The organism is Microbacterium sp. Se63.02b (assembly GCF_014171575.1).
Taxonomy (GTDB): domain Bacteria; phylum Actinomycetota; class Actinomycetes; order Actinomycetales; family Microbacteriaceae; genus Microbacterium.
Window position 1 is genome coordinate 950,132 of record NZ_CP050453.1, and the last position, 21,267, is coordinate 971,398.

Annotated in this window: 19 protein-coding genes and 1 pseudogene; 10 read left to right on the forward strand and 10 right to left on the reverse strand. The window is 68.8% G+C overall.

Translation table 11 applies throughout. The annotated features are described in order from the left end of the window. Positions 1-6 precede the first annotated feature (6 nt). Both G4G29_RS04755 and G4G29_RS04760 read left to right on the forward strand, forming a co-directional pair. Positions 7-804: an amino acid ABC transporter permease gene (locus G4G29_RS04755; protein ID WP_183151999.1), complete on the forward strand. Its 798-nt coding sequence runs from the start codon at positions 7-9 to the stop codon at positions 802-804. Further along, complete coding sequence (locus tag G4G29_RS04760) at positions 801-1,556, forward strand: amino acid ABC transporter ATP-binding protein (protein WP_183152000.1); 756 nt, start codon at positions 801-803, stop codon at positions 1,554-1,556. Before G4G29_RS04755 ends, G4G29_RS04760 begins: the two co-directional genes overlap by 4 nt. An 86-nt stretch (positions 1,557-1,642) precedes the next feature. Here G4G29_RS04760 and G4G29_RS04765 read toward each other — a convergent pair whose 3' ends face one another. From G4G29_RS04765 to G4G29_RS04785, 5 genes are all read right to left on the reverse strand, one after another. Further along, positions 1,643-1,819, reverse strand: a complete 177-nt coding sequence (locus tag G4G29_RS04765) for a YegP family protein (protein ID WP_183152001.1) — start codon at positions 1,817-1,819, stop codon at positions 1,643-1,645. An 89-nt stretch (positions 1,820-1,908) separates the two neighbouring features. After that, on the reverse strand, positions 1,909-3,000 hold the full coding sequence (locus tag G4G29_RS04770; RefSeq protein ID WP_183152002.1) for an ABC transporter ATP-binding protein: 1,092 nt from the start codon (positions 2,998-3,000) through the stop codon (positions 1,909-1,911). Continuing rightward, complete coding sequence (locus G4G29_RS04775; protein WP_183152003.1) at positions 2,997-3,788, reverse strand: ABC transporter permease subunit; 792 nt, start codon at positions 3,786-3,788, stop codon at positions 2,997-2,999. Before G4G29_RS04775 ends, G4G29_RS04770 begins: the two co-directional genes overlap by 4 nt. Then, positions 3,785-4,723, reverse strand: a complete 939-nt coding sequence (locus G4G29_RS04780; protein ID WP_244632396.1) for an ABC transporter permease — start codon at positions 4,721-4,723, stop codon at positions 3,785-3,787. The genes G4G29_RS04775 and G4G29_RS04780 overlap by 4 nt, the downstream gene beginning before the upstream one ends. Beyond that, complete coding sequence (locus G4G29_RS04785) at positions 4,720-5,859, reverse strand: ABC transporter substrate-binding protein (protein ID WP_183152005.1); 1,140 nt, start codon at positions 5,857-5,859, stop codon at positions 4,720-4,722. Before G4G29_RS04785 ends, G4G29_RS04780 begins: the two co-directional genes overlap by 4 nt. Positions 5,860-6,152: 293 nt before the next feature. Here G4G29_RS04785 and G4G29_RS04790 point away from each other — a divergent pair, with 293 nt between their 5' ends. After that, the gene (locus tag G4G29_RS04790; RefSeq protein WP_244632397.1) at positions 6,153-6,983 is read left to right on the forward strand and encodes a TSUP family transporter; all 831 of its coding nucleotides are present in this window, start codon (positions 6,153-6,155) and stop codon (positions 6,981-6,983) included. Positions 6,984-7,078: 95 nt separating this feature from the next. Here G4G29_RS04790 and aspS read toward each other — a convergent pair whose 3' ends face one another. After that, positions 7,079-8,860: an aspartate--tRNA ligase gene (gene aspS, locus G4G29_RS04795; protein WP_183152006.1), complete on the reverse strand. Its 1,782-nt coding sequence runs from the start codon at positions 8,858-8,860 to the stop codon at positions 7,079-7,081. 115 nt (positions 8,861-8,975) lie between these two features. On the opposite strand from aspS, the gene G4G29_RS04800 reads away from it, so the two are divergent. Together G4G29_RS04800 and G4G29_RS04805 are read left to right on the forward strand one after the other, a co-directional pair. Next, on the forward strand, positions 8,976-9,350 hold the full coding sequence (locus G4G29_RS04800; RefSeq protein ID WP_183152007.1) for a DUF5684 domain-containing protein: 375 nt from the start codon (positions 8,976-8,978) through the stop codon (positions 9,348-9,350). A 1-nt stretch (position 9,351) separates the two neighbouring features. Then, entirely contained in the window at positions 9,352-9,981 is a 630-nt protein-coding gene (locus G4G29_RS04805; RefSeq protein WP_183152008.1) for a histidine phosphatase family protein, read from the forward strand. Positions 9,982-10,054: 73 nt separating this feature from the next. Here G4G29_RS04805 and G4G29_RS04810 read toward each other — a convergent pair whose 3' ends face one another. Continuing rightward, positions 10,055-10,960, reverse strand: a complete 906-nt coding sequence (locus tag G4G29_RS04810; RefSeq protein ID WP_183152009.1) for an NAD(P)/FAD-dependent oxidoreductase — start codon at positions 10,958-10,960, stop codon at positions 10,055-10,057. Positions 10,961-11,015: 55 nt separating this feature from the next. Here G4G29_RS04810 and G4G29_RS04815 point away from each other — a divergent pair, with 55 nt between their 5' ends. The 5 genes and pseudogenes from G4G29_RS04815 (at position 11,016) to ccsB (ending at position 15,748) form a co-directional block, all read left to right on the forward strand. Then, positions 11,016-11,420 carry a MerR family transcriptional regulator gene (locus G4G29_RS04815; protein WP_183152010.1) on the forward strand — a complete coding sequence of 135 codons (405 nt, stop codon included), beginning with the start codon at positions 11,016-11,018 and terminating at the stop codon, positions 11,418-11,420. A gap of 63 nt (positions 11,421-11,483) precedes the next feature. After that, a complete protein-coding gene (locus tag G4G29_RS04820) occupies positions 11,484-12,134 on the forward strand; it encodes a TlpA disulfide reductase family protein (protein WP_183152011.1) in 651 nt (216 codons plus the stop codon). A 16-nt stretch (positions 12,135-12,150) separates the two neighbouring features. Then, positions 12,151-12,935, forward strand: a pseudogene (locus G4G29_RS04825) (cytochrome c biogenesis protein CcdA). A 43-nt stretch (positions 12,936-12,978) separates the two neighbouring features. Further along, positions 12,979-14,763 carry a cytochrome c biogenesis protein ResB gene (locus G4G29_RS04830; RefSeq protein WP_244632398.1) on the forward strand — a complete coding sequence of 595 codons (1,785 nt, stop codon included), beginning with the start codon at positions 12,979-12,981 and terminating at the stop codon, positions 14,761-14,763. 4 nt (positions 14,764-14,767) lie between these two features. Then, the gene (gene ccsB / locus G4G29_RS04835) at positions 14,768-15,748 is read left to right on the forward strand and encodes a c-type cytochrome biogenesis protein CcsB (RefSeq protein ID WP_183152013.1); all 981 of its coding nucleotides are present in this window, start codon (positions 14,768-14,770) and stop codon (positions 15,746-15,748) included. 8 nt (positions 15,749-15,756) lie between these two features. On the opposite strand, the gene G4G29_RS04840 is transcribed toward ccsB, so the two are convergent. The 3 genes from G4G29_RS04840 to G4G29_RS21290 all read right to left on the reverse strand — a co-directional run bounded on the left by G4G29_RS04840 (position 15,757) and on the right by G4G29_RS21290 (position 21,209). Continuing rightward, on the reverse strand, positions 15,757-16,347 hold the full coding sequence (locus tag G4G29_RS04840; RefSeq protein ID WP_244632399.1) for a 2'-5' RNA ligase family protein: 591 nt from the start codon (positions 16,345-16,347) through the stop codon (positions 15,757-15,759). A gap of 106 nt (positions 16,348-16,453) precedes the next feature. Further along, entirely contained in the window at positions 16,454-18,427 is a 1,974-nt protein-coding gene (locus G4G29_RS21285; RefSeq protein WP_220173983.1) for a YhgE/Pip family protein, read from the reverse strand. Positions 18,428-18,431: 4 nt separating this feature from the next. After that, complete coding sequence (locus tag G4G29_RS21290) at positions 18,432-21,209, reverse strand: MMPL family transporter (RefSeq protein WP_244632400.1); 2,778 nt, start codon at positions 21,207-21,209, stop codon at positions 18,432-18,434. Positions 21,210-21,267: the final 58 nt, after the last annotated feature.

Genomic DNA, 21,267 nt, shown 5'->3' on the forward strand with positions numbered 1-21,267 from the left:
TCGACGATGGCGTTGAGGCGTACGACGAAGAGCAAGCTCTATCGATACTCGGTCTACGTGGTGCTGATCGCCATCGCCGTCTGGGCGATCGTCAGCACCGACTGGGCGAAGATCGGGCCGCTGTTCTTCAACCCCGAAGTCGCAGCGAAGATGTTCCCGGGCATCATCACGACCGCTCTGGTCAACACGCTGTGGTTCACGGCGGTCGCCTTCACCGGAGGGCTCGTCCTCGGTGTGGTGCTGGCGCTGATGAAGCTGTCGACCATCGCACCGTTCCGCTGGATCGCGACGGTCTGGATCGAGCTGTTCCGTGGACTGCCGGCGATCCTCACGATCTTCGGCATCGCATTCATCCTGCCGATCGCGCTGGGCGTGCCGGGGACGAAGCTCGGCGGCCCTGTGGTCCTCGGGCTCATCGGCCTGGTGCTCGTCGCTTCGGCGTACATGGCGGAGACGATCCGCGCGGGGATCCAGGCCGTTCCGAAGGGGCAGACCGAGGCGGCACGCTCGCTCGGCATGTCGCCCATGAAGACGACGTTCTGGATCGTCGTGCCGCAGGGGTTCCGGATCATCATCCCGCCGCTGACCAACGAATTCGTGCTGCTGCTCAAGGACACGTCGCTGCTGTTCGTGGCAGGCTCCTTCATCTGGTCGAAGGAGCTCACCACGTTCGCGCGCGACGCGAGCACGCAGAACGCGAACGGAACGCCGCTGATCATGGCGGCGATCCTGTACCTGATCGTGACGATCCCGCTCACGCGCTTCAGCGCGTGGCTGGAGCGCCGGATGTCGAGGCAGCGATGATCACCGAACTGATCGATGTGCACGCCCCCGCGATCGACGTGCGCGGGCTCGTCAAGAGCTTCGGCGACAACGAGGTGCTCAAGGGCATCGACCTCACGGTCACCAAGGGCGAGGTCGTCTGCGTGATCGGGCCGTCGGGCTCCGGCAAGTCGACCCTGTTGCGGTCGGTGAACCTGCTCGAGGAGCCGACAGGCGGCACGGTGCTGATCGAGGGCATCGACATCACCGACCCCGACGTCGACATCGACCGCGTGCGGACGCGCATCGGCATGGTCTTCCAGAGCTTCAACCTTTTCCCGCACCTCGACGTGCTGGGCAACCTCACGATCGCGCAGCAGCGCGTGAAGAAGCGCTCCAAGAAAGAAGCCGAGCAGATCGCGCACGCCATGCTCGCCCGGGTCGGACTGGCGGAGAAGGCCGATGCCTACCCCGGTCACCTCTCGGGCGGACAGCAGCAGCGCGTCGCCATCGCCCGTGCGCTCTGCATGAACCCGGACATGATGCTGTTCGACGAGCCGACCTCGGCGCTCGACCCCGAGCTGGTCGGCGAAGTGCTGCAGGTCATGCGCGCACTCGCCGACGAGGGCATGACGATGCTCGTCGTCACACACGAGATGGGCTTCGCGCGGGAGGTCGGTTCGCGCCTGGTCTTCATGGACGGCGGGAACATCGTGGAGGAAGGCGACCCGCGCGAGGTGCTCGCGAACCCGCAGCATCCGCGCACGAAGGACTTCCTCTCGCGCGTGCTCTGAGCTCTTACGGCGCCTCGCCACAGACCGAGACCCCGTGTCGCCATCATCAGCGGCACGGGGTCTCGGCGTGAAGTTCGGGTCGGAGGTCAGGCTTCGACGACCTCGGCATCTGCGGCGTTCCGTCGGACGGAGTCGATCCCGTTCAGTGCGGCGGACTTCGACGAGTAGCCTTCGCTGATCGCGATGACCTCGCCGTTGCCGGCCTTGAGACGGAACCGGTACTCGCCGGACTTGTCGGTGTACAGCTCGAACGTGCCTGCCATGAGGCGTCCTTTCTCTCTCGGATCAAGGGGACCCCGCCCCTCGGGCCTCACGCTAGCGCTCAGCGCCTGCCCGGGGGAAGAGCGGCCGGTCAGGCGCGCGGGTGCACGGCCACCGGTTCCGGCGAAACGGCGATGCGCACGCGGTCGCCGAACGACGGGTGAATCCCGGGAGCATGCTGGACGCGTACGAGTTCGCCCGACTCGGTGCGCACCAGTGTGCGTCGCATGCTGCCGAGGAAGGTGCTCTCTTCGACGAGGGCGTCGGTCGCCGCATCCGCCTCGGATGCGAAGTAGACGTTCTCAGGCCGGAGGTACACGTCGACCGGGCCGTCAGCCGGGGCCTGGAGGGGGAGCCGCTGGCCCCACACCCGCACATGATCTCCCTCGGCGACTCCCGACACGACACTGGAGAGCCCGACGAACGCCGCCACCCCAGCGGTCGACGGGGTCGTGTACAGCTCTTCGGGGGAACCGATCTGCTCGATGCGCCCGGCATTCATGACGGCGATCCGGTCGGAGACGGCCAGGGCCTCCTCCTGATCGTGTGTGACGAACACGGTGGTGATGCCGAGGCGCAGCTGAAGACGGCGGATCTCGTCGCGCAGCTGCACGCGCACCTTCGCGTCGAGCGCCGACAGCGGCTCGTCCAGCAGCAGCACCTTGGGTTCGGTGACCAGGGCACGGGCCAGGGCGACGCGCTGCTGCTGCCCGCCCGACAGCTGATGCGGGAAGCGATCGGCGAAGTCGGAGAGGCCGACCAGGGCGAGAGCGTCGAGCGAGCGTCGAGCGGCCTCCGCCTTCGCCAGCCCCCGCCGCCGCAGGCCGAAGGCCGTGTTGTCGACGACCCGCAGATGGGGGAAGAGGGAGTACGACTGGAAGACCATGCCGATGTCGCGCTTGTTGGTCGGTACTCGGGAGACATCGCCGCCGCCGAGCAGCACGCTGCCCTCATCCGCACCTTCGAGGCCGGCGAGCACCCGCAGCAGTGTCGTCTTGCCGCAGCCCGACGGGCCGAGAAGGGAGACGAACTCGCCGGGGGCGATGTCGAGATCCACCCCGTGCAGCACCCGCGTTCCGGAATAGCTCTTCACGATGCCGTGGAGCTCGACCCGCGTGCCTTCGCCGGCGCGGGCGAGCAGCAGGTTGTCCTTGGTGCGCGGCAGCGCGTTGTCGACGGTCATGAGCGGGCCTTTCGGGGGCCGCGAGCGACGCGGCCGATGAGGAGGAGCAGGAGGAAGACGAAGGCCAGGGCGAGCAAGGTGAAGATCGCCGGGGCGTACGGATCCTGTTTCTGCACGACGACCATGGCGGTCTGGAACACCTGGCGGTTCAGGAGCGAGGCGATCGTGAACTCGCCGAGCACGACCGCGATCGATATCAGGGATGCGGCGAGAAGACCCTGACGCAGGTTCGGCGCGAGCACTTGGAGCACGACCGTCGGCCAGCTCGCGCCGAGCGAGCGGGCGGCTTCGGAGAGGGTGCGCAGGTCGGCCGCGTCGATCGATGCCTGGATCGAACGGAACGCGAACGGCAGCACCGTGATGCCGTACGCGAAGGCGAGGGTCCAGGTACCGGTACCGAGCGTGCGACCGATCTGCAGGTAGATGGGCGCGAGTCCGACGACGAGCACGATCGCGGGAATCGAGATCGGCAGCAGCACCGCGAACTCGAATGCGGGCTTGAGCTTCGGAAAACGCAGGTTGACGAGGATCATCGTCGGCGCGAGCACAAGCAGCACGATCGCGACCGTGACGAGCGCGAGGATCAGGGAGTTGCCGAGGCCCGTCCAGATCGGCTTGATCGCGGCGGAGGCGGCGGGGTCGAAGACGGCGGCCCATCGCTCGAAGGAGGGACCGTCCTTGCCTCGAAGCGTGAAGAGGAAAGTCGAGATCAAGGGGATCGCGAAGAACGCCCCGACGGCGAGACCGATGATCCGGCGCGTCGCCCGCGAGGGGCCGATGCCGGTCACGACTGCCACCGTGCCGCCCGGCGCTGGATGAGCGAGTACAGAGCCATCACGACGCCGACGACGATGATCATGCCGAGCGCGAGCGCACCGGCGAGATTCTCACGACCGAGAAGGGTCTCGCTCGTGAGGGCCGTGCGAATCTGCAGCGGCACGATCTGCGACCCCTGACTCGCGAGCGCGGCAGCCGTCGCGTACGACGAGAACGCGTTCGCGAACAGCAGCAGCAGGCTGGCGAGGAACGAAGGCGCGAGCACAGGGATGCCGATCCGCACCCAGAAGCTGGCTCCGGTGCCGCCGAGGGTGAGGTTGGCCTCGGCCCACTGCGGCTTGAGCGCGGCGAGAGCGGGCATGAAGGTGATGATCATCAGGGGCACCTGGAAGTAGATGTACGGCAGGATCAGCCCCGGCAGCTCATAGAGCCAGGTGCCGTTCGGGAAGATGTCCACTCCGAACGTGTCCTTGAGGAAGAGCGTGATCACCCCCTGGATCCCGATCGTGGCGATGAAGGCGAACGCCAGCATGACGCCGCCGAACTGGGCGAGCACACCTGCCGCGGCATCGATCGAAGAACGGATCGCGCCGTCGGGATTCGCCCCGAGCAGGGCATAGCAGACCAGCGCTCCGACGAGAGCACCCACCACGGCCGTCAGCGCAGAGAGCCATGCGGAGTTCGCGAAGGTGTTCAGCACGACGGGGTCGCCGAGGGCGGCGATGTTGCTCCACGTGAAGGTGCCGTCGTCGTCGAAGAACCCGGAGCCGATCGCGAGCACTGTCGGCACCGCGAGGAACAGCACGACGTAGGCGGCGAACGGGACGAGCCCGAGCCAGGCGAACGACGGCGCGGACCGCCGGGCCCTCGCGTCGTGCGAGGACCCGGCGGGGGTGACGGGGGTGGATGACGCGGCATCCACCCCCGCAGCGGTGAGGGTGGTCACTGGACCGCCGCGGCCCACTTCTCGCCGAGAAGCGTGCCGGCGTTCGTCGACTGCTCCTCCGTCGGAACCACGGTCTCCTCCGGGGCCTCCGGGAGCGCGGCGGCGAGGTCGGCGTCGATCGTGCCGGCCTCGGTCATGGCCTCCATGCGCACGGGGCGTGCGCCGCCCTTCAGCCAGAGGTTCTGCACGTCGTCGCTGTAGAGGAACTCCTGCCACAGGCGCGCGGCGGCCGGGTGCGGGGCGTCGATGTTGATGGCCTGGTTGTAGTACCCGGCGTAGCCGGTGCCGTCGAACACGACGACCTTCCAGTCCTCGTTGTCGGCGGTGTGGGACGCGTTCAGGTAGTCCCAGTCGAACACCACCGGCGTCTCGCCGCTCGCGATGGTCGCCGTGGTGACGTCGACCTTGAGCAGGTTGCCCGCCTTCTGCAGCTCCGAGAAGAAGTCGATGCCCGGCTGGAAGTCGTCGAGCGTGCCGTCCGACTGCACGGTGGCCAGACCCACGGCGGCGAAAGCAGCACCGGCCTGCGTCGGGTCGCCGTTGATGGCCACAGAGCCCTTGTAGTCGGCCGACAGCAGATCGGCGAGCTCGGCGGGGGCGTCGAACTTCGACGAGTCGTAGCCGATCGACATGTATCCGCCGTAGTCGCCGACGAAGAGCCCGGTCGGCTCCTTGAGCTCATCGGGGATCTCGTCCCACGTCTGCACCTGGTACGGCGCGAACGTGTCGGTGTTCTGCAGAGCGACCGTCAGACCCAGGTCGAACACGTCAGGAGCCGTGTCGAGGCCCTTGTTGGTCTCCGCGGCCTGGATCTCCTCGGCGCTGGAGACATCGGGCGAGGCCTCGTTGATCGTGATCTCCGGGTACTTCTCGGTGAAAAGGTCGAGGATCTCGCCGTAGTTCGCCCAGTCGCGCGGGAGGGCGATGACGTTGAGGGATCCCTCCGCCTTGGCCGCGGCTTCGAGGTCGGCGAAGGTGCCGAAGTCTTCCACCGAGGTCGCGGTGGAGGCATCCACATCGGAGTCGCCGGAGGCGGGGGTGTCTGCAGCGGTGGCGCAGGAGGTCAGAACGAGTGCGGCCGTCGCGGCCAGGGCGATGCCGGCGCCGATGCGCGCGCGGCGGGTGATGCGAGCCATGAGTGTCCTCTCGGTGTCCGGCGCTGTGAGCCGGTGTCGGGTTGCGAGAGGACACTATGAGGCCGAGGTTGCCGACCGTCGCGGCTCGGGTGAACGGACGGTGACGCGACGGTGGACGCTCGGGTGCGGGCGGGCGCTCAGCGCGAGGGAACCGTGTACGTGAAGCCGCGGTGCGACCCGACGTAGCCGAGGCGCTGCGGATGCGGCAGAGGGAGGGCGTCGAGCATGGCTCCAGGCTGCCAGCGCGCGGGGCGGATGCGAGGTCGACGGCGGCACTCTGGAATCATGGCCAGGTGGATATCGGCGCCGTGCTCGGACTGGAGCAGCTCACCTGGGGGATGCTGCTGCTCGTCGTCATCGCCGCGTTCTGTGCCGGCTGGATCGACGCGGTCGTCGGAGGCGGAGGCCTGCTGCAGCTGCCGGCTCTCCTGCTGATCCCCGGCATCTCGCCCGTGCAGGCGCTCGCCACGAACAAGCTCGCCTCCGTGTTCGGCACCGCGACCAGCAGCGTCACCTATTACCGACGCGCCAAACCCGACATCCGCACAGCGCTGCCGATGGCGGCGATCGCCTTCATCGGCTCGTTCGGGGGCGCAGCTGTCGCGACCGTGCTGCCGCCCGCCGCGTTCAAGCCCATCATCGTGATCGCGCTGCTCGTCGTCGCCCTGTTCACCGCGTTCAAGCCGCAGATGGGAGCGGCGACGAAGCTGCGGTACTCCGGGCACAAGCACCACATCATGGCGGGCGCGGCGGGACTCGGCATCGGCTTCTACGACGGGATGATCGGTCCGGGCACGGGCACCTTCCTGGTGATCACGCTCGTCGCCCTGCTCGGCTACGACTTCTTGCAGGCGAGCGCGAAGGCCAAGATCGTGAACCTCGCGACGAACGCCGGAGCGCTGATGCTGTTCATCCCGCACGGTGCCGTGCTGTGGCTGCTCGGCGGCATCCTCGCGGTCGCGAACGTGGCGGGCAGCTACCTGGGGTCGCGCATGGCCATCTCGCGCGGGACCACGTTCATCCGGGTGGTGTTCCTGGTGGTCGTGGTCGCCCTGATCGCGAAGCTGGGCGTCGACGTGTGGAACGAGAACATCGTGCCGGCTCTCGCGCTTCTCGGCTCTTGACACGACGCCAGGTCAGGCAGAGACGCCGGATCAGGCAGGTTCTGTGCAGAACCGCCTGATCCGGCGTGAGTGCCTGATCCCGCGCGGGACGGACCTCAGGCGGACTCGTCCTCGGGCTCGGCGTCCACGCCCGCTTCGGCGCGCTGTGCGGCCGTGATGGGGGCCGGAGCCGCGGTCAGCGGGTCGTAGCCGTTGCCCGACTTCGGGAACGCGATGACCTCGCGGATCGACTCGGTCTTGGTCAGATGCTGCAGCACGCGGTCCATGCCGAGCGCGATCCCGCCGTGGGGCGGAGCACCGAACTTGAACGCGTCGAGCAGGAAGCCGAACTGCTCGTCGGCCTGCTCGTCGCTGATGCCCATGACCTCGAACACGCGCTTCTGCACGTCTTCGCGGTGGATGCGGATCGATCCGCCGCCGAGCTCGGAGCCGTTGCACACGATGTCGTACGCGTACGCGAGGGCGGACCCGGGGTCGGTGTCGAACGTGTCCTGGAACTCGGGCTTGGGGCCCGTGAACGCGTGGTGCACGGCCGTCCAGGCGCCTGCGCCCACGGCCACGTCGCCGGAGGCCACCGCGTCGGCGGCAGGCTCGAACATCGGCGCGTCGACGACCCAGGTGAAGGCGAATTCGTCGGGATTCAGGTAGCCGAGACGGCGACCGATCTCGACGCGTGCGGCACCGAGCAGCGCACGGCTCTGCTTGGTGTCGCCGGCGGCGAAGAAGACGCAGTCGCCCGGCTCGGCGCCCACGAGCGCGGCGAGCCCGGCCTGCTCCGCCTCGGACAGGTTCTTGGCAGCAGGACCGCCCAGGGATCCGTCTTCGTTGAACAGGACGTACGCGAGGCCGCGCGCACCGCGCTGCTTCGCCCAGTCCTGCCACGCGTCGAGCTGCTTACGCGGCTGCGAGGCGCCACCGGGCATACGCACTGCTCCGACATACTCGGCCTGGAAGACCCGGAACGGGGTGTCGGCGAAGTACTCGGTCGCGTCGACGAGCTCGAGGCCGAAGCGCAGGTCGGGCTTGTCGGAACCATACTTGGCCATGGCGTCGGCGTACGTCAGACGCGGCAGAGGCGTCGGGACCTCGACCCCGATCGTCGCCCACATCGCGACGATGAGCGACTCCATCAGCGCGATGACGTCTTCCTGGTCGACGAAGCTCATCTCGATGTCGAGCTGCGTGAACTCCGGCTGCCGGTCGGCGCGGAAGTCCTCGTCGCGGTAGCAGCGGGCGATCTGGAAGTACTTCTCCACGCCGCCGACCATGAGCAGCTGCTTGAACAGCTGCGGCGACTGCGGCAGGGCGTACCAGCTACCCGGGCTCAGGCGTGCGGGCACCAGGAAGTCGCGCGCGCCCTCGGGCGTCGAGCGCGTGAGGGTCGGCGTCTCGACCTCGGTGAAGTCGTCGGCGTGCAGCACGTCACGGATCGCCTTGTAGACGTTCGAGCGCAGACGAAGGGCGGAGGCCGGTGCCGGGCGGCGCAGGTCGAGGTAGCGGTACTTGAGGCGTGCCTCTTCGCCGACCGTCTCGGTCTCGGCGACAGCGGTCGAGACCTGGAAGGGGAGCGGGGCCGACTCGTTCAGCACCTCGACGTCGGTCGCGATGAGCTCGATCTCGCCGGTGGGCAGGTTCGGGTTCGCGTTGCCCTCCGGTCGACGCGACACCTCGCCGGTCACCCGCAGCACGAATTCGTTGCGCAGCGGATGGGCGATCTCCTCGTCGCGGATGACGACCTGGGCGATGCCGGAGGCGTCTCGCAGATCGATGAAGGCGACTCCTCCGTGGTCACGACGGCGATCGACCCACCCCGCGAGGGTGACGGTCTGACCGATGTGCTCTGCTCGCAGCGAGCCTGCCGAGTGGGTGCGAAGCACGGAGTATTCCTTCTGATCTGGGAAATGGGGAACCCGCCCATTCTACGGGGGACCGCGTCGCCCGCTCGGCCCGTACCGGGCGCTCAGTATGATCGCCAGGACAGAAAGGCGCATCATGGACTCCAACGGCATCTCCGACCTCTTCGGCGCGATCTTCTCGGGGACGACGGGGCTGATCGCCCTCGTCTTCTACGTCCTCGTCGTCATCGGCCTCTGGAAGGTCTTCACGAAGGCCGGCTACCCCGGCATCCTCGCGATCATCCCCATCGTGAATGTGATCTTCCTCGTCAAGATCGCCGGGATGTCGGGCTGGCTCGCGCTGCTGTACCTGATCCCGATCGTCGGCTTCATCTTCGGCATCATCGTGGCCGTCAAGCTCGGTGAGCGGTTCGGCAAGGGGGGTCTGTTCTCGTTCTTCCTGCTGTTCGTCTTCCCCTACATCGGCTACCTGATCCTCGGCTTCGGCGACTCCCGCTACCGCGAGGCGTGAGATGGCGGCTTCGCGCCTGCATCTGGTCCGACACGGCGAGGTGCACAACCCGGCCCGCGTGCTCTACGGCCGTCTTCCCGACTACCACCTGAGCGCCGCGGGTCGGGGGATGGCGGAGGCTGCTGCCGATCACGTCGCCGCGTCGGATCGTGCGGTCTCCGCCCTGTACGCGTCTCCGCTGGAGCGTGCGCAGGAATCCGCCGCGCCCTTCGCCGAACGATTCGACCTCGTGCCGGAGATCGACATCCGCCTGATCGAGCCGACCAATGTGTTCGAGGGCACGCAGATGCGTCGTTCGCTGATGAACCCGTTCAACTGGTGGCACCTGCGCCAGCCGTCGCTGCCGAGCTGGGGCGAACCGTACTCCTCCATCGCGGAGCGGATGCTGGGGGTCATGGACGAGGCCTGGGACGCCGCCGCGGACGGCGATGTGGTGATGGTCTCGCACCAGGCGCCCATCTGGATCACGCACCTGAGGGTTGCGGGGCTGCCCCTGCGGCACGACCCGCGCACCCGGCGCTGCGCCCTCTCGAGCGTCACCTCGTTCGAACGCGTCGGCGACGTGTGGCGCGAGGTCGCCTATGCCGAACCAGCGGCCACAGGCGGTGCGGTCGACGTCGGCGCGGTCTGAATCCCGTTCTCGAATCGCGCAAGGGGCTCGATCCCGGTGAAGGATGGCGCCATCCGCGCGATTCGAGACGGAGTCAGTGCTCGGCCGCCAGAAGCGACTGGATGATGCCGATAGCGGCCAGCTGACCGGCGGCGGCCGCCAGCAGCACCGATGCCATCGGGCCGGGGAGGGTCGCGCGGTGCGCGAGATCGCCCGCGGCGAAGACGCCGGGGTGCGACGTGCGCCCGAACTCGTCGATCTCGATGCACCCCGACTCGAGCATCCGGAGTCCGAGTCCTGCGGCGAAGGGCGCGCGCTGGCGCATCGTCCCCGACGCCACGAAGATCCCGCCGACGGTGAGCTCGCCATCCGCGGTGCCGATCCGCACGCCGCCGTCGCTCTTCTCGACGGATGCGACGGGGGCGGCGCCGACGCGCACGCCGAGGCCCTCGAGCATCGCCGTGTCCTCGTCGGTGAACGGCTCCCCGACCGGGAGGACCGTGATGTCGCCCACGATGCGACCGAGCAGGCCGATCAGGTGCGCGGCCCTCGGCGCCGCCCCGAGGATGCCGATCGGGGTGCCCGCATGCTCGTGTCCGTCGCAGAACGGACAGCTGAAGGCGTGTGTGCCCCACAGCTCCTGCAGCCCCGGCACCGGCGGAAGGTCATCGGCGACGCCCGTGGCCAGCACGATGTGGTGCCCCGCCACCCGCGACCCGTCGGAGAGCTGCACCTCGAACGAGGTCTCGTCGGCGGAGATGGTCGTGGCGGAGAGGTCGCGGATATCCACGTCGTCGTAGGCGGCGAGCTCGGCCCTGGCCGTGGCGCGGAACTCCGCCGGGGGCGTCCCATCCTCGCCGACCATGTTGTGCATGTGCAGAACGGTGCCGTTGCGGTACTCACCCGAATCCAACAGCAGCGTAGATCGGTGCATCCGTCCGAGGGTCAGAGCGGCCTGCAGACCTGCCGGTCCTGCGCCGATCACGATGGCGTCGTACATGTCAGTCCTTTCGGAGGAGGTTGCGTTCTCCGACAGTCTGTGACTTCATGTCAACATGAAGTCAAGCGCCGAGCATCCCTGGTCCGTCGGCGATGTCGCCGCCCGGTTCGAACTGCCGACCAACGTGTTGCGGCACTGGGAGTCGGTCGGCCTGCTGCGGCCGTCGCGCGACGATGCGGGGCGACGACGTTACGGCGAGGACGACGTCGTGCGTATCGCGGTGATCCGACGCAGCAAAGCCGCAGGGATGAGCCTCGACCAGATCGCCGTGCTGCTCGACGACGGGAGCGCCGGGCGACACCAGGTGCTCCAGCAGCACCTGGACGACATCGACCGGCGGATGGAGGAGATGCGACGCTCGCGGGAGATGACCGAGCACGCCATGGGATGCCGCGCCCACGACATCGCCACCTGTCCGCGGTTCCGGGCCGGCGTCGACGACGTTCTGGCGCGGTTCTGAGGCCCGTCTCGGACCGCTCCGCATCCACCTCGTGCATAGGATTCTCTGCGTAAACTCGGAGTCGTGCCACGCGATTCGACGGTTTCCTCGATCCGCAGCGGCCGCTCCTCCCGCACCCGGCCTTCGCGCCGTGCGGTCGGTGCCGCGCTCGCTGCGGTGCTCGCGATCGGTCTGAGCGCCTGCGCTCCCGATCCGGTCAGCCAATCGTTCCTGAGCGGGGAGAACACCGGGTACGTCGCGGCCGACGGCGCGATCGTCGAGATCCCCGTCGCCGAGCGCGGTGAGCCCGTGGAGTTCGGCGGGGTCACCGAGACCGGCGAGAAGTTCGACAGTGCCGACATCGCCGGGCAGGTCACGGTCGTCAACTTCTGGTACGCCGGATGCGCGCCGTGCCGGCTCGAAGCCGCCGACCTCGAAGCCGTGTGGCAGAAGTTCGCCGCCGACGACGTCTCGTTCGTCGGCATCAACACGCGCGATCAGGCGGACACCGCCATCGCCTTCGCCGACGAGTACGACATCACGTACCCGAGCCTGATCGACGTCGACACCGCCGAGGCCAAGCTGGCGTTCGCCAAGGTCGTGCCGATCGCCGCCACGCCCACCACGCTCGTGCTCGACAAGCAGGGCCGCGTCGCCGCGAAGATCATCGGTCCGATCGACGGACCGTCGATCCTCTCCACGCTCGTCAAGGACACGCTCGCGGAGGACTCGTGAGCACCCTCGGAGCGCCGTGAACCCCGAAGCGATCATCGGCTCGGGCGCCCTCTGGATCGCGATCCCGGTCGCGATGCTGGCAGGCCTCGTGTCGTTCCTGTCTCCGTGCGTCCTCCCGCTCGTGCCCGGCTACCTCGGCTTCCTGGGGGCGCTGTCGCGCCGCGGCGGACCACCGTCGCCGACGGGGATGCATCGACCGCCGCGCAGCCCGCCGTGACAACGACCCGGGGACGGCTCGTCCTTGGCGTGCTGCTGTTCATCCTCGGCTTCACGATCGTGTTCATCCTCTACACCGTGCTCGGCGGCACCGTGGGTGTGTTCCTGCTGCAGTGGGGCGACCTGATCACGCGCATCCTCGGCGTCGTGATCATCGCGATGGGGCTCGTGTTCCTCGGGCTCTTCGGCTTCGCGCAGAAGGAGTTCCGCTTCCACGTGGACTCCAAGGCCGGCATCATCGGGGCCCCGCTCCTCGGCGTCGCACTCGGCATCGGCTGGGCGCCCTGCATGGGCCCCACGCTCGCCGCGATCCTGGCCCTCTCCTTCAACGCCGGTGACCCCGTGCGCGCCGGCTTCCTCGGTCTGGCGTACTCCCTCGGGCTCGGCATCCCGTTCCTGCTCGTCGCCCTCGGGTTCGGCTGGGCGACCAAGGCGATCGGGTTCCTCCGTCGCCACATCCGCGTGGTGAACATCGTGGGCGGCGTGATGCTGATCCTGCTCGGTGTCCTGATGGTCACCGGCCTGTGGACCGACATCATGTCGCGGCTGACGGCGGTGATCGGCAGTGTCATCCTCCCGCTCTGACCGCACCGACCGCACCGAGAAGAACGCCCGCACGGAGACGACCATGACGAAGAACAAGGGTGCCGTGCACAGCGACTCCAGCGATCCGCTCCGCCCGTCCGACCACGTCGACGGCGACGACTCGATCATCCAGCCGCGGCTCGGCTTCGTCGGGTGGCTGCGGTGGGGGTGGCGGCAGCTGACCTCGATGCGCACAGCGCTGGTCCTGCTGCTCGTGCTGGCGATCGCGGCGATCCCCGGCTCGATCTTCCCGCAGCGCATGGCCGACCCGAACGGCGTCACGCAGTGGGAGCGCGAGAACCCCGACCTCTTCCCGATCCTCGACGGCCTCAAGCTATTCGACGTCTACCTGTCACCGTGGTTCTCGGCGATCTACCTGCTGCTGTTCGCCTCGCTCGTGGGCTGCGTGATCCCGCGCATCAAGCACCACGCGAAGGCCCTGCGCGCGCGTCCGCCACGCACTCCGGCCCGACTCCAGCGCCTCGAGGACTATCGTGCGGTCACGCGCGACCCGTCCGCCGACTCCGGCTCCACGACCGGCGATGCCGAGGCGGAGGCCGCTGCGTCGATCGATGTGGCGACGAAGCAGCTCAAGGCACTCGGCTACCGGGTGGAGCGCTACGATCGCGGCCGCACCTTCTCCGTCTCCGCCGAGCGCGGATACTGGCGCGAGACCGGCAACCTGCTGTTCCACCTCGCGCTCGTGGGCGTGCTCGTCACGGTCGGCGTCGGCGGGGGCTTCTCGTACACCGGCCAGCGCGTGCTCGTCGAGGGCGAGACCTTCGCCAACACGCTTCTCGACTACGACTCCATGAACCGCGGGCGCTTCGTGGGCGACGACGCCTTCGCGCCGTACTCGATGCGTCTCGACTCCTTCGACGTGACCTATCAGCCGTTCGGCGAGCCCGGTTCCGGTCAGGCCGGCGACTTCTCGGCCAACGTCACGGTGCAGGAGAACGGCGAGGAGCGCACGGGCGCCGTCAAGGTCAACGAACCTCTCGCGGTCGCCGACGACGACGTCTTCCTCCTGGGCAACGGCTACGCGCCGACCGTGACGGTGCGCGATCCCGACGGCACGGTGGTCTTCACAGGCAGCACCCCGTTCCTCCCGCAGGACACCAACATGACCTCGCTCGGGGTGCTCAAGGTGCCGGACGGCTTGGCCGAGCAGGTCGGGCTCGTCGGTTTCTTCTACCCGACGACGGGCGTCCTCGAGGACGGCGCCTTCTTCTCCGCCTACGGCGACCTCACCAACCCGACGCTCACGTTCGACGTGTACACCGGGGACCTGGGGATCAACGAGGGTGTGCCGCGCTCCGTCTACGTGCTCGACACGACCGGGATGACCAAGCTCACCGGACGCACCACCGACGTCGAGTCGATCAAGCTCAGCCCCGGCCAGACGGCCCAGCTGCCGGACGGCCTCGGCTCGGTCACCTTCGACGACGAGTCGCCGGCGGGGGCGACGGACGCCTCGGAATCGGTGAAGCGGTTCGCCTCGCTGCAGATCCACCGCGACGAGTCCGGTGTCTGGGTGCTCGGCTTCGCGCTGCTGGCTCTCGGCGGACTCATGATCGCGCTCTTCGTGCCGCGCCGTCGCGTGTGGGTCAAGGCCACGGCGCACGACGGCGAGATCGCGCTCGAGTACGCCGCACTGGCTCGCGGCGAAGACCCGACCCTCGCCGCTGCCGTCGACGACCTCGTCGCGGGCCACGCCCGTCTGCTCGACGCTGCCGGTGGGACGACGCCGCGCCCGAGCGCCGAAGACACCGCGGAGGAGTCCGCTGCGCCGGAAGCCCCGGCACCCGACACCCGGAAAGTAGACTGACACCATGCTCGAGCTCAACGTGATCTCGCCGGTCCTGCTCTGGACGGCGATCGCGATCTACGCGGCGGCCTTCGTGGCCTACGCCTTCGATCTCGCGCGGCGCTCGCAGGCCACGGCCGATGCGCAGACCGTCCGCGAACCGGTGCTCGTCGGGGCAGGTGGCGGAGCGGCCACCGCAGCCGCCGGCGCACCCGGTGCATCCGGTGACGCGCCGCCGCAGCGATTCGTCATGGCCCGCATCGGCACGTCGCTCACGGTCCTCGGCTTCCTGTTCCACCTGGCGGCGACCGTGACCCGTGGCATCGCGGCAGGACGCGTGCCCTGGGCCAACCTCTACGAGTTCGCGATGATCGGCACGCTGCTCATCATCGCGGTGTATCTCATCGTGCTGACCCGTCTGGACCTCCGCTTCCTCGGCACGTTCATCACCGGCCTGGTCGTGGTCCTGCTGGGTCTGGGCGCGACGAACTTCTACGTCGAGGTCTCGCCCCTGATGGACCCGCTGAAGAGCGTGTGGCTCATCATCCACGTCTTCGTCGCCTCGCTCGCGACGGCGTTCTTCGCGCTCGCGTTCGCCCTGTCTGTGATCCAGCTCATGCAGTCGCGTCGTGAGCGCCTCGTCGCCGAAGGCGCAGACAAGACCGGCCCCGGATTCCTCCGTACGTTCCCCGGATCCGTTCGCCTGGAGAGCCTGGCGTACATGTTCACGATCATCGGGTTCATCCTGTGGACGTTCACGCTCATCGCCGGCTCGATCTGGGCCTACTACGCCTGGAGCCGCTTCTGGGGCTTCGACGTCAAGGAGACCTGGACCTTCGTGATCTGGGTCATCTACGCCGGCTACATCCACGCGCGCGCGACCCGCGGGTGGCGCGGCAACCCCTCCGCCTGGCTGGCGATCGTCGGGTTCTCGGCCGTCATCTTCAACTTCACGATCGTGAACGTCTTCTTCAAGGGCCTGCACGCCTACTCCGGCCTGAGCTGAGCCCGGCGTCAACCGCCGAGGGGCAGCACCTCCGCGTATTCGACGCCGTGTTCGTACCAAACCAGTTCGGCTTCGGTGATCGTCTCGGTAGACGCTGGTTCGAAGGCGCGCAGCTCCGCCTGTGTGAACCGCGACCACTCCTCCGGCTGGAGAGTCTTTCCGTAGAGCACCGACAGGTGGAAGGTCCACTCCTCCAGCGGCAGTTCGCCGAGGCGGCGGAAGCTCGTGCCGTCCAATGCAGTGGTCAGGGATGAGTACGCCGAGACGAGTGACGTGCTGCGGGCGAGGCGCACGATCACGATCTGCCAGGGAGAGGGGAATTCGTCCACGGCTTCGGCGATCGCTTCGATCGGGCGCTGCTGCGTGGCCCACATACGGATCAGCGTGGCGAGCTCTTCACGACGTTCCGGCTCGTAGAAGCCCCGGAGGGTGATGTGCCCGGTGTGCGGACGCCGTGCCGGGGAGTCGAGGCGTGCGAGCGCGGCATCCTGGACCTCCCGGTAGACCTCGGCGACCGCCCCCGTGGGCCGGAGCACGAGGTACTGCTGCCCCTCCAGACTCGCGAGTTGCTCGGGGGTGTCCATGAACGGTCGGCGCATGGCAGGAGCCTAGGTCGCGGCGCGCCGCATGCGAAACGGAGACGGTCACAAACGCTGGCCCGGCGCGCCACATGTCGACGCGCCGGGCCGGGGGGAGGAACAGGTGTCAGGTGGTGGCGAGGACCGCCTTCGCCGAAGTCGTGCGCCGCAGCGTGACCGCGAGCGTCGTGGCCACGAGCGACAGCACACCCCACACCGCGAGGGCAGCGACCGCGGATCCGCTTCCGGCGATCAAGCCCGCGAAGGCCGGTGCCGTGGGCAGAGCAGCCCCGAGCCCCGCGAGCCACCCCGGCACGGTCGAGATCAGCCCGGTCGCCACGGCCAGGACGCCGACCAGCGCGGAGACCCACCGTCCGACGCCGCCGAACAGGGCGACGAGGGCCTGGTTGACCGCCGCGAACACCACGCCGGCGAGCACCGCGGTGCCGGCGAACGTCCACCAGGTGGCCGCGTCGTAGCTCGCCACGATCTGCACGATCAACGACACCAGCAGTCCCTGTCCCGCGCCGATCAGCGCAGCGGGTGCGAAGGCGCGCAACGTCAGGGCGGCGGAGGACCGTCGAGAAGTGAGGGTGCGGGCGGTGTGCGCGCGCATCACCACGAACGTCGCGAGTCCGCCGAACCACAGCACGACCGCCGCCAGGAGGGGGATCGCGGTCGGGCCGAAGATGGTGTTCATCGAGGAGTTCGACGACACGGGGTCGGCGATCACCGAGGCGAGCGACTTCGAATCGCTGTCGCTGAACGACGGGAGCGAATCGGATGCTGTGCGCAGCCCACCGGCGAGATCACCGGTACCCGTCGCCAGGGTGTCGAGCCCGGTCGTGAGCTCGGTGGCGCCGTCGGCGAGAGCGGTCGCGCCCTCTGACAGCTGGCCTGCACCCGAAGCGATGCCCCGTGCGCCGGTCGCGGATGCGGCGATGCCCTGATCCGCGAGCTGGGTGAGGCCCCCCGCGAGCTGCGTCGCGCCGGCGCCCGCCTGAGTCATGCTCGACGCGAGAGTGCTGATCGTGCCGGGGAGTGCGGCGACGCCACCGGCGACCTTCGGGTTGTCGAGGGTTCCGGATGCGGTCCCGGCATCCTTCGCCACGGCTGCCGCGTCGGAGGCGAGGGAGGTGTACAGGTCGCACTGCGCCTGGTCCGCGACGGGTGGCGTGCAGGCGGTCTGCGCCAGCGCGCCGAGCCTCCCGGCCAGAGCGATCGACGTGTCCGAGGCCGACTTCGCCGAGGCGGATGCCCCCTGGATCGCGCCGACGAGCTCTTGCGTCCCGCCGACGTTCTGCTGCAGGGTCGTTCCGCCGCTGGTCAGTCCCGACCCGATCTGCGCCGCGCCGGCCGCCGCCTCCCTCGTCTTGCCCGCGATGGTGTCGAGTCCGGTCGCGAGCGACGAGGCCCCGGTTCCGAGTTCGCCCGCGCCGGAGGCCAGCTTCGAGGCGCCGTCGGGGATCGCCGCCGCGCCGGTCGCCGCGTCACGAGCGCCGTCCGCGAGCTTCAGCGCGCCGTCTGCCGCATCGCCGATCTGATCGCCGATCGTGGTGAACCCCACGAGGATGTTCTCGGTCGTGGCCTCGGTGAGCATCGTGCCCATCGTCGACGCGGCGACGTCGGCGATCTGGCCGGTGATGAGGTCGTCGGCGACGAGTCCGTCATCCGGGGTCGTCACCGTGATGGTCGCCTGCTCCGCGTCGCCGCCGCCGTCGGAGATGGCCGTGCCGGCCGAGGTGGCCGCAGCGGAGAAGTCCTCGGGGATCGTGATGACGGCCTGGTAGGACCCGTCGGCGAGCCCGTCTTTCGCATCGTCCTCATTGGAGATGACCCACGTGAGGTTCGAGTCCAGGTCGTCGGAGCCGTCGACGAGTCCCGCGGCGAGCTGGCGGCCGAGCGGGGTGGTCTGCCCGTCGATCGTCACGGGTTCGTCGAGGTTGACGATCGCCGCGGTCATGGAGTCCAGACGCTCGGTCGGGTTCTGGAGCGCCGCGACCAGGATGCCGCCGACCGCGGCGGGCAGCAACAGCACGCCGAGGAGGGTCAGCCAGGTGATGGGCTTGCGGGAGCGTGCGCGCTCGATGGGGAGGGTCATGCGGTCACCTCGGTGGATTCTGCGGCGCTCCGGTGCGGAGCCTGCGTGTCGAGTCTGCGCCTCGGGCCATCCGGCCTCGGCGAGGATGCTGCGGGCGGCGTGGGCATCGGATGCCGTGACGAACACCGCGAGCGACCGAGCGGCGGCGGCGTCGCGCAGCATCGCGGTCGCCTGATCCCGTCGGCCGCCGGTGAGACGGTCGAGCCCGTCGATCACGACGAGGCGAGAGGTGCCTCGCAGGGCTTCGACGAGGTCGCCCAGTGCGGTGTCCGCGTCGTCGACGAGCACGCAGCCGACGTGGCCGCGCACCCAGGCGGCGCGACCCGGCAGCAGGTGTCCCGCCACGCGGATGCGGCCATCCGTCGGCGTCAGACGCCCGGCGACCGTGAGCGCCAGGGCTCGCCGCGCGCACGTCGCCGCCGGTCGCGACGAGTGCCCCTGATTCGGGCAGACGCAGCGAGAGGCCTTCGATGATCGGCGCGTCGGCAGCGATCTCGAGGTCGTCGGCGGCGACGACGGATCCGTCGCCCGGCCAGTCGGCGAGGTGGCGCTCGCGTTCGACGGCCTCGCCTTCGACGTCCACGCGCGGCAGGATCTTCTCCAGCCAGCGCGGGAGCTCCCAGGCGCGTTCCCCGAGGATCGCCATCAGCGCCGGGATGAGGGTCATCCGCACCAGGAAGGCGTCGATCGCGATGCCGGCGGCGAGACCGAGCGCGATCGGCTTGAGAGAGGAGTCGCCTTCGGGGACGAACGCCACGAACACCGCGAACATGATCAGGCCGGCCGCGGTGACGACCTTCGCCGAACCGGTGAACCCGCTGCGCACCGTGCGCAGTGCCGCGGCACGCCGCTTCGCCCGATCGGGGCTCTTCGAGTCCGGGTCGTGCACGAAGTCCTCCCGCATGCGCGAGACGAGGAACACCTGGTAGTCCATCGCGAGTCCGAACAGCACGCCCATCAGGATGATCGGCATGAAGCTGATGATCGGACCGACCTTGGCGACGTGCAGCAGGTCGGCGAACCAGCCCCATTCGAACACGGCACCGACGACGCCGAACGCGGCGACGATCGAGAGCAGGTATCCCGCTGCTGCGGTGATCGGCACCCACAGTGAACGGAACACGATCGTCAACAGGATCAGCGAGAGGCCGATCACGAAGATGCCGAAGGGCAGCAGCGCGTTGCCGAGCTGGTCGGAGATGTCGATCCCCACCGCCGTGAAGCCGGTCACCTTGAGGTCGATGCCGAATTCGTCGAGCCACTCGTCGTGGTGGCTGCGGAGTTCACGCACCAGGTCGGCGGTCGCCGGGTCGTCCGGTGCGGTCTCCGGGATGATCTGCACGATGCCGGTGTCTGCGGTCTCGTTCGGTGTCGCGAGGGCGACCTCCTTGACACCGGGGACGTCGGCGACGGCGTCCCCGAGGTCTTCCATCAGGGTGAGGGGGTCGGTGGAGGTGACGATCGTGCCCGTGAGGATCAGTGGACCGTTGAAGCCGGGGCCGAACTCCTCGCCCACGAGGTCGTAGGTCTGCCTGGCCTCGGAGTCCTTCGGCAGCACTCCGGCGTTCGGCAGGGCGAGGTTGAGGCTCAGAGCGGGGATGGCCACGATCCCCAGGCCGATCACGACGGCGAGCGACACCAGGAGAGGGCGCTTGGTCACGCCGTTCACCCATCGGAGGCTGCCCTTGACGCGAGCCGGAGCCGTCGGTGCGGCGTCGTCGTCCGTGCCCTTTTTCTTCGCCTTCGGGGCGCGTCGGGGCCGGCCGACCACCTTGCCCTTCATGAACCCGAGCAGGGCAGGAGTGAGGGTCACGGCGATCGCGACGGCCACGGCGACCGCGACCGAGGCCGCGACGCCCATGGTCGTCAGGAACGGGATGCCGGCGAAGCCGAGGCCGATCAGGGCGATGAGCACCGTGACACCGGCGAACACGACGGCGGAGCCGGCCGTGCCGACCGCGCGGGAGGCGGACTCCTCCGGATCGACGCCCTCGCGCACCTGATCCTGATGTCGCGCCATGATGAACAGCGCGTAGTCGATGCCGACGGCGAGCCCGAGCATGAGTGCCAGCAGCGGGGTGGTGGAGGAGACGGTCGCGAAGGCGGTCGCGGTGAAGATCCCGGCCATGGAGATGCCGACGCCGAGGATCGCGGTGAGCAGGGGGAGTCCGGCGACCACGAACGACCGGAACGTGACGATGAGCACCAGCAGCGCGATCAGGAGTCCGACCGCCTCGGTCAGGGTGACGCCGGGGATGGAGATCGCGAAGAGGTCGCCGCCGAGTGCGGTCTGCGCGCCGTCGGGGAGCTCGGCGTCGAGGTCGCTCACGACGGTGCGCAGAGCGTCCTTCGTGTCATCCGAGACATCGGTGGATTCACCGTCGAACTGCACGCGGACGATGGCCGCCGTGTCGTCGTCGTTGATCATGCCGTTGACCATCTCGTCGTAGGGCGAGGTGGCCGCGAGCACGCCGTCGAGGTCGGAGAGGTCGTCGACGGCGTCTTCGATGTGCTCGCGGTAGTCGTCATCCGTGATCTGGTCGCCGTCGGCGGCCACCACGATGAACTGCGCGTTCGTTCCGCTCACCTGCGGGAAGGAGCGCGAGAGCTGCTCGAGGCCCGCCTGAGACTCGGTGCCGGGGATCGAGAACGTGTTGTCCGTACCTGCGCCCAGCACGAGGGCGCCTGCTCCGGCGATGCCGAGTGCGAGCAGCCACGACACGAGGACGCGCCAGGGGTGCCGGAACGACCAGCGTCCGAGCGAGGACAGGAGAGTGGACACGCGTTCCTCCGAAGGGTGCGGGGTGGATACACAGGTGTATCCAATACATAGTTGTATC